The organism is Sorangium sp. So ce726 (genome assembly GCF_051521405.1).
Classification (GTDB): domain Bacteria; phylum Myxococcota_A; class Polyangia; order Polyangiales; family Polyangiaceae; genus Sorangium.
This window is the reverse complement of sequence record NZ_CP150349.1, coordinates 8,446,980-8,460,087: the sequence shown is the minus strand read 5'-3', so window position 1 is coordinate 8,460,087 and position 13,108 is coordinate 8,446,980. Positions and strand designations below refer to the sequence as shown.

The 13,108-nt window shown below is 71.2% G+C and carries 11 protein-coding genes; 6 read left to right on the top strand and 5 right to left on the bottom strand.

The window, feature by feature from the left end; translation table 11 throughout:
• Positions 1–29 precede the first annotated feature (29 nt).
• Positions 30–2,399, top strand: a complete 2,370-nt coding sequence (locus WME79_RS31085) for a glutamine amidotransferase (protein ID WP_437522204.1) — start codon at positions 30–32, stop codon at positions 2,397–2,399.
• A gap of 34 nt (positions 2,400–2,433) precedes the next feature.
• Here WME79_RS31085 and WME79_RS31080 read toward each other — a convergent pair whose 3' ends face one another.
• The 5 genes from WME79_RS31080 to WME79_RS31060 all read right to left on the bottom strand — a co-directional run bounded on the left by WME79_RS31080 (position 2,434) and on the right by WME79_RS31060 (position 8,108).
• Complete coding sequence (locus WME79_RS31080; protein WP_437522202.1) at positions 2,434–3,519, bottom strand: SMP-30/gluconolactonase/LRE family protein; 1,086 nt, start codon at positions 3,517–3,519, stop codon at positions 2,434–2,436.
• A gap of 611 nt (positions 3,520–4,130) precedes the next feature.
• Positions 4,131–5,675: a hypothetical protein gene (locus WME79_RS31075; RefSeq protein WP_437522200.1), complete on the bottom strand. Its 1,545-nt coding sequence runs from the start codon at positions 5,673–5,675 to the stop codon at positions 4,131–4,133.
• Positions 5,676–5,937: 262 nt separating this feature from the next.
• The gene (locus tag WME79_RS31070) at positions 5,938–7,011 is read right to left on the bottom strand and encodes an ABC transporter substrate-binding protein (protein ID WP_437522198.1); all 1,074 of its coding nucleotides are present in this window, start codon (positions 7,009–7,011) and stop codon (positions 5,938–5,940) included.
• Positions 7,011–7,793: an ABC transporter permease gene (locus WME79_RS31065; RefSeq protein WP_437522196.1), complete on the bottom strand. Its 783-nt coding sequence runs from the start codon at positions 7,791–7,793 to the stop codon at positions 7,011–7,013. The genes WME79_RS31070 and WME79_RS31065 overlap by 1 nt, the downstream gene beginning before the upstream one ends.
• A 183-nt stretch (positions 7,794–7,976) precedes the next feature.
• Complete coding sequence (locus WME79_RS31060; RefSeq protein WP_269454198.1) at positions 7,977–8,108, bottom strand: hypothetical protein; 132 nt, start codon at positions 8,106–8,108, stop codon at positions 7,977–7,979.
• Between the two features lie 398 nt (positions 8,109–8,506).
• Between WME79_RS31060 and WME79_RS31055 the strand changes: the two genes are divergently transcribed.
• The 5 genes from WME79_RS31055 to WME79_RS31035 all read left to right on the top strand — a co-directional run bounded on the left by WME79_RS31055 (position 8,507) and on the right by WME79_RS31035 (position 13,106).
• Positions 8,507–9,148: an HAD family hydrolase gene (locus WME79_RS31055; protein ID WP_437522194.1), complete on the top strand. Its 642-nt coding sequence runs from the start codon at positions 8,507–8,509 to the stop codon at positions 9,146–9,148.
• A 154-nt stretch (positions 9,149–9,302) separates the two neighbouring features.
• Positions 9,303–10,265 (top strand): hypothetical protein, encoded by a 963-nt coding sequence (locus WME79_RS31050; protein WP_437522192.1) that lies wholly within the window; start codon positions 9,303–9,305, stop codon positions 10,263–10,265.
• 198 nt (positions 10,266–10,463) lie between these two features.
• Positions 10,464–11,051, top strand: a complete 588-nt coding sequence (locus tag WME79_RS31045) for an RNA polymerase sigma factor (RefSeq protein ID WP_437522191.1) — start codon at positions 10,464–10,466, stop codon at positions 11,049–11,051.
• Positions 11,048–11,827 carry a hypothetical protein gene (locus WME79_RS31040; RefSeq protein WP_437522189.1) on the top strand — a complete coding sequence of 260 codons (780 nt, stop codon included), beginning with the start codon at positions 11,048–11,050 and terminating at the stop codon, positions 11,825–11,827. The genes WME79_RS31045 and WME79_RS31040 overlap by 4 nt, the downstream gene beginning before the upstream one ends.
• Positions 11,828–11,909: 82 nt before the next feature.
• Positions 11,910–13,106: a glycosyl hydrolase family 8 gene (locus tag WME79_RS31035; protein ID WP_437522187.1), complete on the top strand. Its 1,197-nt coding sequence runs from the start codon at positions 11,910–11,912 to the stop codon at positions 13,104–13,106.
• The last annotated feature ends 2 nt before the right edge of the window (positions 13,107–13,108 follow it).

Sequence of the window (13,108 nt, the reverse complement as noted above, 5' to 3'; positions counted from 1 at the left end):
CCTGCGCTTCTCTCGCTCCCGGAGCGGCCGTGACCCGGAGCTTCGCGCCCTCGGGCGACCTCTCGTCGCCGCTCGTCGCCGTCGCCTGCGTCGTCGCCGCTCTGAGCTTCGGCCTGCTCGTGCTCGAGCTCGCCCGCGCGCGCGGCCGCGCCGCCGGGGCGGCGGGCGCCGCGTCCGCGCGGGCGGCGCTCGTCACGGCGCTCACGGGCGCGCTCGCCGTGCTCGGCCTGCTCGCCGCCATCCTCCGCCCGGTCGCTGTCACGTCGCGCGGGAGCCTCGTCGGCCCCAAGGTCGTGGTGCTGGTCGACGGCTCCCGATCCATGGACCTGCCGGGCGTCGCGGGGACCCGCCGCGACAGCGCCGAGCGGGCGCTCGAGGAGCTCGGGAAGCGCTCCGACGTCCGGCTCTCCCGCTACGTGTTCGGCGAAGGGGCGCCGCTGCCGGCCGACGCGCAGACAGGCGAAGGCGGCGGCGCGGCGCCGGGCGGGAGCGCTGGCCCCGTGCCGGCGCCCGACAGGGATGCGGGGGCGCCGGCCGCGGCGCCCGCGTCGGCCGCGGCGTCCGCGCGAGGCCGGCCGCAGCGCCGCTCGGATCTCAGCGCCGCGCTCGAGGCGCTCGCCCGCGCCGCCGACGAGCGGCCGTCGGCGTTCGTCGTCGTCTCCGATGGCCGGCTTGACCGCCCGGGCCCGGACGACACCGCCGCGGCGACGCGGGCCGCGCTGGAGGGGCTCGACGTCCCGGTGCACACGGTCGCGGTGGCGACCGAGTCCGTGCGCGACGCCGGCGTCCGCGCGGTCCGCACCTCCGGCGCCGCGGTCGCCCACCAGCCGCTCTCGCTCCGCATCGACATCGGCTGTAGCGGCGGCCTCGCGTGCGACGCGGTCCCTGTCGTGGCCCGCGAGCTGCGCGAGCAAGGCGCGCCCACGACGCTCGCCACGGGCACGGCGCACGTCGAGGGCGGCGTCGGCACGGTCGAGCTCGGCGTGACGCTCGACCGCGCCGGCACCCGCATCCTGGAGGTGTCGATCAAGGCGCCGGACGGCGACGAGCTCCCCGAGAACGACGTCCGGTACATCACGCTCGACGTCGCGCGCGACCGCATCCGGGTGCTCCACGTGGCGGGCCGGCCGACGTACGACGTGCGCGCGCTCCGGATGTGGCTCAAGGCCGACGCCTCGGTCGACGTCGTGGCCTTCTTCATCCTGCGCACGCCCGGCGACGAGGTGAACGCGTCATCGGACGAGCTCGCGCTGATCCCGTTCCCGGTCGACGAGCTCTTCAGCGTCCACCTCTCGAGCTTCGATGCGGTCGTCCTGCAGGACTTCGACGCCGCGCCGTACGGCCTGACCAAGCACCTCCCGGCGCTGGCCCAGTATGTCGACAAGGGCGGCGGGCTCATCATGGTGGGTGGCCCGAACGCCTTCGTGTCGGGCAACTATGCGCGCACGCGGCTCGCCCGCGTCCTGCCGGTGGATCTCGACATCGGCCGCGCGCCCAAGGTGGATCTCGGCGCCTTCGTGCCGCGCATCACCGCCGCGGGCCGCGCGGCGCCGGTGCTCGCGCCGCTGCTCGCGCTGATCGGCGACGAGATGCCGGAGATGCCGGGGACCAACGTCGTCGGCGATCCGCTCCCCGGGGCGACGGTGCTGATGACGCACCCGACCCGCACGACGGCCTCGGGGGCGCCGATGCCGGTGCTCTCGCTGGGCGAGCACGAGAGCGGCCGGACGATCGCGCTGACGCTCGACGGCAGCCACCGCCTGCTCTTCAGCGCGTTCGCCTCGAGCTCCGCGGGCCGCGCGCACGGCGCGTTCTGGGACGCCCTCCTCGGCTGGCTCATGCGCGATCCGCGCTTCGAGCCTGCCGCCATCGAGCCGCGCGGCGGCTGCCTCGCGGGCGAGGAGACGGCGCTCGTGCTGCGCCCCCTCGCCGGGCAGCGCGGCGAGGCCAGGGTGACCATCGCGCGCCTCGGCAGCGGCGCGGTCGTGAAGACGTTGACCGCGCCGATCGGCGAGGGGGGCGAGCCGGTCGAGCTCGCCGCCGGTCGCCTCGAGCCCGGGGGTTATTCGGCCACGGTGGAGATCGTCCCGGAAGGCGCCGCTGGCGCCGGAGGCGACCAGAAGCGGGCGACGACGCGGCGCGACTTCGCGTGCGAGCGCGGCGGCGACGAGTGGGCCGATCCCCGCCCCGATGTCGCCCGCCTGGAGGAGATCGCCCGCGCGACGGGCGGCGCGTCGGTGCTCCCGTCGGGCGCCGGCTCGCTGTCGCTGCCTGCGGCGACGCAGGTGGCGGCCGAGCGCCACGTCGCGCCGCTCCTGCCCCCCTGGGCCTGGACGCTGGTGGCGGCCGCGGCGCTCGGCGCGCACTGGATCGTGCGCCGGCGCGGGGGCCTCGCCTGAGGCGCGGGCGCCGGCCGGAGCCCTGGTCTCGTCATCAAGGAAGCGACGGCTTCTCGAGCGGATCGGCCTTGTCGCCGACCCAGACCCTCAGCACCCCGAAGTGCGCGGGGTCCCTGGTGAAGCTCGCGTGATTCACGATGAGCAGCGTCTGTGCCGGGTCGTTGAAGGCCACGTTGGCGGGTGCGTCGAGGGGAATCTCCTCCCCTGGTGCGCTGTCGATGCGCGATTCCTCGACCCCGTACTCGTCGAGCACCGAGATCGCGTTGGCCGCCGCGAGCGCGACATAGAGCTTCCCCGACTTGCCGAACGCGAACCCGTCGGGCGCCTCGCCAGCATCGTAGTCGTGGACCAGCTCCAGATCGGCCTCTTCGGGGGCGTCGACGAGCGGGAGCCGGTAGATGGACCCCAGGCTCGTATCCGACGGGGAGAACGTCACCGAGAAATAGACGTGCTCCCGCTCCGGATCGAGCCGGATCCCGTTCACGCCGATCGGCAGGTCGCCGCTGCCGACGAGGGCCATGCTCTGGAACCAGATCTCCGGCGCGCCGCCCCCGGGCGGGTAGCGGAAGATCGTCGCTTGCAGCGAGTCGGTCACATACGCGTAACCCTCCTCGTCGAAGGCGATATCGTTCGGTAGCGGCGGCGTCGGGAAGGGCGTCGGCGAGCACGCATCGCCCGGCGCGGCCATCAAGCACGCCTGTAGATCTGGCAGCGGATCGCCGTAGGTCTCCTGGACATATCCGTGTCCAGTCTTCGTGAAGCGCAGAAGGCCGAGCTGCGTGCTGAGCGCGTAGACGCGGCCGTCATCATCGACGGCGATGCAGCTCAGCGCATGCTCGGCGGAGAGCGTCTCGCCCGCCACCACGATCGTGTTCTTGTGGACTTTGCTGTCCCTGTCGAATACGGAGAGGGTCGACGGGCCTTGACCTGCGGTGCCGAACGTCGCTGGGCCGGAGACGTAGACCCGATTCCCATGGACCGCGATGCCTTCGGGGAACCCCGGAGCCGCCGGAACCGTCGCGAACGTCTTGATCTCGCCGTAGCATCCCCCCTGCGCCAGCGCCGGACCCGGGATCAGCGGCGACACCACGGAGAGGAGCGCCAGCGCGCCGCAAGCCAACCATTTTCCGTTGGAGTGCGATGATTTTGGCGTGGCGGAATGCGACATATGCCCTCCAGGGGTCCATGGTTGCGGGACCGGAGTTGTCGAAATAGGCCGCGTCGAGAAGCCAAAGTGCAAACTGCCTGGCTTCGTCAGGCTGACGACGCGGCCATGATAGCTGGAGTATATGCGGTTGAGTTGATTGGCTGTCGAGTCGAAATTCTTCGGAACATGAAATATCAGGGAGGCCGCAGACCGGCTGACCGGTGCCGCGTCGCCTGCGTCCTGTTTCATATGTGTGTCTGCGTAGTTACGCGCTTGCGCCCTGACTGCACAGCGCGGTCACGTCAGTCACGTCAGTCACGTATGTTACGTAGTGCACGTGGCGACAGATGTATGCAACAGGCGGAGAGCGCGTCCTGGCCGCGTGTTGGTGAATGCTGCCGACTGTCCCCGAAGGCCATTGAGGCGCCTCGGACGATGCCCTGTCGGCCTGCTGCGCATGCGCCGCCGGGAGCGCGCGCGTCGGTCCGCGAGACGGCGGCGCGAGGGCGTCGCCGCCAGCTTGGCGGCTCGGCGCGACTGCGCAGCATCTGGCGCGCGGCGGTCCCCGCGGTCGAGATGTCGCGCTAAGGCTGCGTCGGCCAGGCGACGCGCGTCGGCACGAGCCGGGGCTCGACGGTCCCGTCGCCCAGCTCGCCGTTCCTGTTGTCACCCCAGCAGAGCATCTCGCCCGTGCGCTTGAGCGCGCAGCTGTGGTCATCGCCGAGGGCCAGCTCGACCACATCGGTCAGCCCGATCGATTGCGGCATGAGCCCGGGATCCAGCGTGCCGTTGCCGAGCTGCCCCTTCGCGTTGTCGCCCCACAGGAGCACCGCGCCGCCCGCCACCACCGCGCCGGAGTGCCTCGCGCCGAGCGAGATCCAGGTCACGTCCACGAGGTCCGGGATCTGCCGGGGCGACGCTTCGTCGTTCACACGGCCTGTCCCGAGGCGGAACTGCGCGCCCTTGCCCCAGCAGGAGGCCACGCCGCGCGCCGGCGCGGCGCACGTGTGCAAGGCGCCCGCCGCCGTGAGGGCGACGCTGGTGAGGGTTTCGAGCTGCTTCGGGGTGTTCCACTGGTTGAAGCTGTCGACGCCGAGCTGGCCGCTCTCGTTGTGGCCCCAGCAGTTCATCCTGCGCTCGCCCATCTGCTCGATCATGCCCGCGCAGGTGTGGGAGAGGCCGGCGCTCACCGAGTCCACGTCGTCCAGCATCACGGTGGGCTCGACCCGATCGACCTCGTCGCCATAGCCCAGCTGGCCGGAGCTGCCCTCGCCCCAGCAATAGAGCTCGTGCGACGCCGTCACCGCGCAGGTATGGGTCCCGCCGACGGCGACCTGGGTCGCACCCGCGAGCTCCTTGGCGCGCACGGGGGAGGGGGAGTTCGTCGCCTCGCCGTCGCCGAGCTGTCCGCTGTTGCCCGCGCCCCAGCACGCCACCGTGCCGTCGGTCAGCACCGCGCAGGTGTGCGCGCGCCCCGACGAGATGCTCGCCGCGACCCTGGCGGCGCCGCTGAGGCCCGTGACCGGCCTCGGGATCGCTCGATCCTGCTGCAGCGTCCCGTCGCCGAGGTTGCCCCAGGTGTTCCTGCCCCAGCACCAGACCGTGCCGTCGCTGAGCACCGCGCACGTGTAATCCGTGCCGGCCGCGATGTGCGTGGGCACGATGCAGGCGCCCCGCACGCACTGGCCGCCGCAGGGCTTGTCGCAGCTGCCGCAGTGCGCGGTGCTCGTGAGGAGGTCCACCTCGCAGGCGTTCTCGGGGTCCTTGTCGCAGTTGCCGCGGTTCTCCTCGCACGCTGGCGACTGGCAGACCCCGTCCTGGCAGGTCGGCTCGCCGCCGAAGGTCGGGCAGGCGACGTTGCACGTGCCGCAGTGCTGCGCGTCCGTCATCGGGTCGACGCATGCGTCGCCGCAGAGCATGCCGCCTCCAGGACACCCGCCGCCGCTCCCGCCGCTCCCGCCGTTCCCGCCGCTCCCGCCGCCGGTGCTCGAGCTCGTCGACGCGTCGGGCGGGCGCGCCGTGAACTCGGGGCCGCACGCGGCAAAGGCGATGGCGACGGCGGCTGGCACGTACGCCGCCGCGAGGGGCAGCGAGGCGAACGGGAGCCGGCTGGCCCGAGGTCGATGCATGGAAGCCATGGAGGGCGTTCTTCCCTTGCGTTGAGGCGTGGCTACGCCCTGAGGCGCGGCGTCCGACATTCTACAGCGGGGAGCAGGTTCGTGCGCTACGGGCTCATCCGCGTCGTTCGGCTCCCTGCGGCGTACTTTCGTACGCCTCACTCGCCTGCCTAGCGGCTGAGCCCGTATCACACGAACCTGCTCCCCGCTGTAGCCGAAGTCGCGCGCCGAGATCTCTCGCCGCGCGCCGCGCGCGGGGCGCCTGTCGTGCTGATCAGCGCGTCGCGACGAGCACCTCGTCGATCGACGGCGCCTTCTCGAGCACGCCGAGGTCCACGAGCTGCTTCGCGAGCGTCTCCCAGCGTTCGCTGGTCATCACGCCGAGGCCCTTCTCCTTGGTCTCGGGGGTCTCGATCAGCGGCCGCTGCGCCTCGGCCGCGGCGACGAAGGTCTCCGCGTCCATCGAGGTGTTGAGCTTGGCCATGATCTCGTTGGACCGCGTCGGATCTTGGAGGTATGTGCGCCAGCCCTCGCGCGTCGCGCGGACGAACGCGCGGACGCGCTCCGGGTTCTCCTTCCAGAGGGCTGCGCGCGTGATCACGACCACGACGTACGGGTTGAACCCCTCGCTGGCCACCAGGAACGTGGCGGGATCGCTCCCCTTGCGCTTGGCCGCGATCGGCTCGGCGGTGATGAAGCACTGCTGGGAGAAGTCCTTGTCGGCGACGAAGCGGGCCACGCCGCCGTCGTACGGCACGACCTTCACCTTGTTGAACCCGTACTTCTTCTTGAGGTATGCGGCGTAGGGCAGCCCCGGCTCGATCGCGAGCGTGCCCGACTTGAGGATGTCGGCGATGCTCTTCGCGCCGCGGCTCTCGTGGGTCATGATGGCCTGCGGCGAGGTCTGGAACACGGCGAGGAGGGGGAGCACGTCCGCGCCGCGGGCGCGCGCGGTGAGCACCTCGTCGGCGCCGGAGATGCCGAAATCCACCTGCCCGCCGGCCACCATCTGGACGACCGGCACGCCGGCGCCGCCGCCGAGGATCTCGACATCGAACCCCTCCTTGGCGAACGCGCCCGACTCGCGCGCGGCGTAGAACCCGCCGAACTCGGGCTCCGGGACCCAGTTGAGGGCGAGCTTCACCTTCGCGGCCGGCGCGTTCTGGGCTGGCGCGGCAGGTGCGCTCTGGGAAGGCGCGGGCGGCGCGCTTCCTTGCGGGGAGGCGGACGACGCGCGCCCGTCGCCTTCCGGCGACTGCGAGCGCGAGCAGGCCGGGGCGAGGAGGGGAACGGCGGCGAGAGAGGCGAGGCGTCGCAGGAACAACCGGCGGCTGTCGGGGGAGTGCATCAGCGATTGATCTCCGAAGGATGCCAGCGCCGCAAGAGCCGCCTGCCGGCGAGGTCGACGGCGCCGAACAGCGCGAGGCCGAGCCCGGAGGCGAGCAGCACGGCGGCGAAGAGCAGATCCGTGCGCAGCTGGCGATAGGCGGAGAGGACCAGGATGCCCAGGCCGGCGGCGTCCTCCGAGAAGCCGGCGACGAACTCCCCGACGATCGCGCCGATGACGGCGAGGCCCGCCGCGATCCGGAGCCCCGTCACGAGGTGGGGGAGCGCCGAGGGCAGCTCGAGCTTGCGGAGCGTGGCGAAGCGGCCGGCCCCGTAGAGCCGGAAGAGATCCCGCAGCGCGGGCTCGACGGAGCGTAGGCCGGCGAGCGTGTTCGCGATGACAGGGAACACGGAGACGATGAACGCCGAGACCGCGACCGCGCGCAGGCCGGGGCCGCACCAGAGCACGAGCAGCGGGGCGATGGCGACGATCGGGACGGTCTGCAGGAAGACGGTATAGGGATAGAGCGCCCTCTCGAGCGGGCGCGACGAGGCGAGCGCGATGGCGGCGAGCACGCCGACCGCGGCGCTGAGGAAGAAGCCCGCGAGCGCGGCCTTCGCCGTCGTGAGGGCGCCGGCGAGCAGGGTGGCGGCGTTCACCGCGCCCGCCCGCGCCACGTCCGAGGGGGGCGGGAGGAGATAGGCAGGGATGCCGAGCGCTCGGGCGAGCACCTCCCAGAGCGCCAGCAGGATCACGAGCGCGGCGAGCGGCGGCGCGACGGCTTGGAGCGGGGTGGGTCGCACGGCTCGGCCCTCTCTAGCGCGAGGCCGCCGCGCCAGGAAGATGCTGCAGTGGAAGAAATCAGGCTCGTCCGTGGCCCGGCGCCGAGCGACGCGCGCGCCGAGCCACGGGAGAGGCGAGGTGGGGTGGGGAGCTTTGTCGAAGCGGGGTGTGAGCCGCGCCGAGCGCGGCCCCGCTCGGCCCGGCTACTTGCCCTTCTTGGCGGGGGCGGCCGGAGCAGGCGACGCCTTGGCGGTCGCGGCTGCCTTCTTCTGGTTCTTCTCCGCCGTGTCCTGCTTCTTCTGTCGCTCTTTGGCCTTCGGAGATTTGTCACCCATGGGAGCACCGCCTCGGTGGATGCGTTGGTGTTATCCGCCTTGACCGAGGCTAGCACCATCTCTGGTGGCGCAGTCACGAACTTTGTACTTCGCGAGCGCTTATGTCTCGGCTTCTCGGCGTCTCGTCTCGTCTGGTCTCGTCTCGCCGCCTTGTCGGTTTGCCTCTGGGTTGCCTCTCTCACCGACAGGCAGGGCGGCAGGGAAACGGTCGGCGCGTCCAGCTGGGGCCCTTGCTGCCTCCGGCGGATGGGTGGCTGCTGTGGGCGTCCACGACGTGAATCGCGCCGGCCCGGCGCTCGCGTGCCCGCGTCCTTCCGAGCGGTGAGACGCAGAGGCGCGGCGTCCGCTACCGCCGGGCTCGCTTGCCGGCATCGAGGGGCGGCGCTACGAGGCCCGGCGTGTTCAAGGCCATCCTCTGGGACAACGATGGAGTCCTCGTCGACACCGAAGGGCTTTACTTCCAGGCGACGCGCGAGACGATTGCGTCGGTCGGCGTCGATCTCACCGTCGACGACTATCGCCAGCTGTTCCTCGTCGAGGCGCGCGGCGCCTGGCACCTCGCCAGCGCTCGCGGGGTCGACGAGGCGGGCGTGCGGCGGCTGGCCGACGAGCGGGATCGCCGGTACCTCGAGCTCGTCGCGGGCGGAGACACGCTGTTGCCGGGCGTGCGAGAGGTCGTCACGGAGCTCGCCGCGCGCTTTCGCATGGCGATCGTCACGAGCAGCAGGCCCGAGCCGTTCCACCGAGCGCACGCGGCGACGGGCCTCCTGCGGTGGTTCGAGTTCGCGCTCACGCGGGACCAGTACGCGCGCGCCAAGCCGGATCCCGAGCCGTACCGGATCGCCTGCGAGCGGCTGGGGCTCGCGGCGCGCGATGTCCTCGTGATCGAGGACTCCGAGCGCGGGCTCCGGTCGGCCAAGGCCGCGGGCCTGACGTGCTGGGTCGTCCCGTCGCCGCTGACCGCATCGTCGGACTTCACCGGCGCGGACGCGGAGCTCGGGTCGCTGCGCGAGGTGCTCGTTCGCCTCGGAGGAGCGTGAGCGCGAACGCACGTTCGCGCGATGAGGTAGCTCACAGCGCCTGTGTGCGCGCCGCCACCGCGCTGCGTCGCCCCCTGGATTTTTGCACGTTGCACATCTGCTGGGTGCATGACCATCTGGCGGTTCGCGAACGGTTCGTGGCACCTTCGGGCCCGTGGCTTCCGGTGACGGCATCTCGCTCATCGAGCTCGTCGTCCTCGGTTGGTCGTCGGCCACCGCGGCGCCGGCGCCGATCCCCATTCGCATCGACTTCGATGCCCCGGCGGACTGCTCGACCGCCGAGCAGTTCTACGAGGGCCTCCGTGCCCGGTCGGACCGCGTGCGCCTCGCGGCTGACGGAGAGGAAGGCTGGGGTGTCCGCGTCCGGCTGAGCCGCGGCGGGGCAGGGGTCCACGGCGAGCTGCGCGTCGTTCACGCTGGCGGCGAGACCGACACGCGGATCGTCGATGCCACGTCGTGCGACGTTGTGGTCCAGGCGCTCTCGCTCACCGCGGCGCTCGCGCTCGACGAGGTGGTCGAGGTGACCGCGCCCCTTTCTCCCCCTGCGCCGCCCGTTGTCCCCCCGTCGCCTCCCGTCGCATCGCAAGAGACGCCGCCGCTCAGGTTCACGCTCGGCGCGCACGCCGTGGTGACCCAGGTCGTCGCACCTTATGCGAGCCTGGGCGGAGCTCTCGGTGCCCGGGTGACCCCGCACCTCGAGGGCCCGTGGAGCCCTTCGTTCGGCCTCTCGCTGATGTACGCGCGGAACGACCTGCTGTCGGGCGGCGACACCGCCCTCATCCAGTGGGGGGCCGCGGCCCTCTCCGCGTGCCCGCTGCGCTGGCAGCTCCTCCGTATCGTCAGCGCAGAGCCGTGCGTCGTCGCCGCCGGCGGCTGGCTCGCGGCGACGGGGCGAGGTATCTCGAACCCGGAGTCCGCCGTGCGGTCGTGGTGGAGCGCGGGAGGCTTCGCGCGCGCCGCTGCGCTGCTCGGCGGGGGCACCGCCCTCGAGCTCGAGGCGGGCGCCGTCGTGCCGCTTGTTCACCGGCGGTTCACCATGGGGTGGTCTGCAGAAACCGTCGGCGAAACGCCGGTAATCTCGCCGCTTGTTGGCGTTGGAATCGTGCACAACTTCTAAGCCAGGATTCTGTGATCACTCCGACTCGCGCTGGGAATTATGACCCATGGACGGCATCCGGAAGCTGGGCCGCAGGTATGCTGCCCCCCCCGACCCGAGGACAATGTTCCGCTCTGGCTGTCGCCCATTGCTTCCCGGTAGTGGCCGTTCTTCACTGGTCTCATGCCTCGCCTCGCGGTGAGTATGGTTGCCGACGTCATGACATCGCCTGCTTTGCCTGACAGCGAGCCGGCGAGCGTGGCGCCATCGGCGACCAGCGTGAAGCAGCGGGACGCGCGCCTGCGACGGATGGTGGACGCTCATCTTGACTTCATCGGACGGGTGCTCCGCAACGCGGGGACCCCTGCTGCCGAGATCGACGATGCGGTGCAGCGCACCTTCATCGCCGCCGCGCAGCGGCTGGACGACGTCCGGCCGGGCGCCGAGAAGAGCTTTCTTCTCCAGACCGCGCTTCACGTAGCCGCCCACGCGCGCCGCAGCGCCGCGCGTCGGCGAGAGTTCCCCGCGGCCGAGCCGCCGGAGGTTGTGGACGCTGCGACACCCGAGCAGCTCACCAGCCAGAAACACGCGCGACAGATGCTCGATCAGGTCCTCGACCAGATGGAGTCCGATCTGCGGACGGTGTTCGTGCTGTACGAGTTCGAGGAGATGAGCATGGTGGAGATCGCCGGCGTGCTGGGGATCCCGCAGGGCACTGTGGCCTCTCGGCTACGGAGGGCCAGGGCCGATTTTCGTGAGCGCGTTCGCGCGCTGGAGCTCGTTTCGACGAGCGAGGTGAGACGATGATTGAACCACGTCGCCTACTGGAGGAGAGCGACAACCCGCTCGAACGCGCGCTGCTGAACGCAGGCGCGTCGTATTCCACGTCACCGGAGACGCGCGCGAAGACGCTGGCCGCGCTGGGACTCGCCGGCGCTGCCGCCCTGTCGGCCAGCGTGGCGGCGCCTGCGGCGCTCTCCGCGGCAGGGGTGTCCTCGACATCCTCGTCGCTCGCCGTGAAGCTCGGCTGGACCAAGATCCTCGTCGCGCTCTCGACGGTGGGCATGCTCGCCGGCATCCCGGCGGGCTACCTCGCCTGGCGCGGGCAAGACGCGTCGGAGGTCGCCGCGGCGCACCGCTTCGGCGCCGCGCTCGCCGGCCCGGTCGCGCAGACGGCGGTGCAGCCGCCTGCGCAGGCGCCTGCCTCGGCGCCAGCGCCGGTGGAGGCTATCGCGGAGGAGACGATTGCCCCGGCGCTTGCTGGTGGCAGCAGCGCTGCGGCCACGAAGCTCGATCCGAAGCCGTCCGGTACGGGCGCCGCCCTGGAGGCAGAGCTCGGCGCGCTCGACGCGGCGCGCACGATGCTCGCGAGCGGGAACGCGCGAGGCGCGCTCTCGCTCCTGGACGCCTACTCCAGGGCGCATCCGCGCGGCCGACTGGGCCTCGAAGCCGAGGTCCTGCGGATCGACGCGCTCGCGAAGAGCGGCCGCTCCGACGCTGCCTCGCAGCGCGCCGCGGCATTTCTTCGCCGGCATCCGAACAGCGTGCTTGCTTCCCGGGTACGGCGCTATGTAAACAACTAAACTCTGGGTCATGCGTTGCCCTGCCTCCCTCCGTTCGTTCCGCGCAGCTTCCGGCGTCGCCGGTGCCTGGATGGCGGTGTGTGTGCTGCCTGGGTGTGTGACCACGGTGGATTCGCTCGGCTACGACCGGATGAGCAGCGATGAGCTCGGCCCGCTGACGGGCCCCTCCGAGTACCCCAACGCGTTCCGCGACGTGCTCGGCAAGACGGACGAGGAGATCGCGGCCAAGATCGAGGACAGCTTCAATCAGCTCTTCTACGGCGATCTCAGCAACGAGACCGTCTACTACACGGTGCCCGGCACCGAACAGGCCTACATCTGGGACGACTACCACAATAGCGTGCGCTCCGAGGGCATGGGCCTCGGGATGATCATCACGGTCGAGCTCGACAAGCGAGACGAGTTCGACCGGATCTGGAGATACGCCAAGTCCACGCTCCAGCCCACGTCAGGTCCCAACCAGGGTTATCTCATGTCGTGGTGCGACACCCCGGTAGGCCCGATGTCGTGCGCCGATCCCTTTGGCCTCCAGCAGATCGCGATGGCGCTGTTCTTCGCCCACGGCCGCTGGGGGAGCGACACCGGGACCATCGACTATGGGTTGGACGCGATCAGCCTGCTCGAGGTGATGCGCCACAAGGAGGCCCTGAACGGGGGAGTCGACTCGGGTGTGACGAACATCTTCGAGGCGACGACGAAGCTCGTCTACGACTACCCGCACGTCTCGGCGGGGGCCGTCACCCGTCCTTCCATCGAGATGCCCGCCTATTACGAGCTCTGGGCGCAGGCCATGCGCGACCCCTTCTGGTCCGAGGCTGCCGCCAGCGCGCGCACACACTGGCAGGAGGCCGCGCACCCGAGCACCGGGCTCATCCCGGTGCGCACCCACTTCGACGGCACGCCGGTGCTCAACTGGGACTACTTCGGCTCCGAGGCCTACCGCACGCAGCTGAGCCTCGCGCTCGACCACGTCTGGTTCGGCGTCGACCCGTGGCAAGTGGAGGAGGCGGACCGGCTGCTCGGGTTCTTCTCGAAGCTGGGCATCGACAAGTACGGCGCGGTCTTCAAGATCGATGGCGCGATGCTCAGCGCCACGCCGGAGTCGGCGCTCATCTTCATGAACGGGGTCACCGGGCTGGTCGCGACGACCGAAGATCGCGCCGACTACATCGAGGCGGTGTGGACGACGCCGCCGGCGACCGGGGAGGCCCGCTACTTCTCGGGGTTGCTCCATATGCTCTCGCTGTTGACGCTGAGCGGGCAGTTTCGCGTGTATTGATC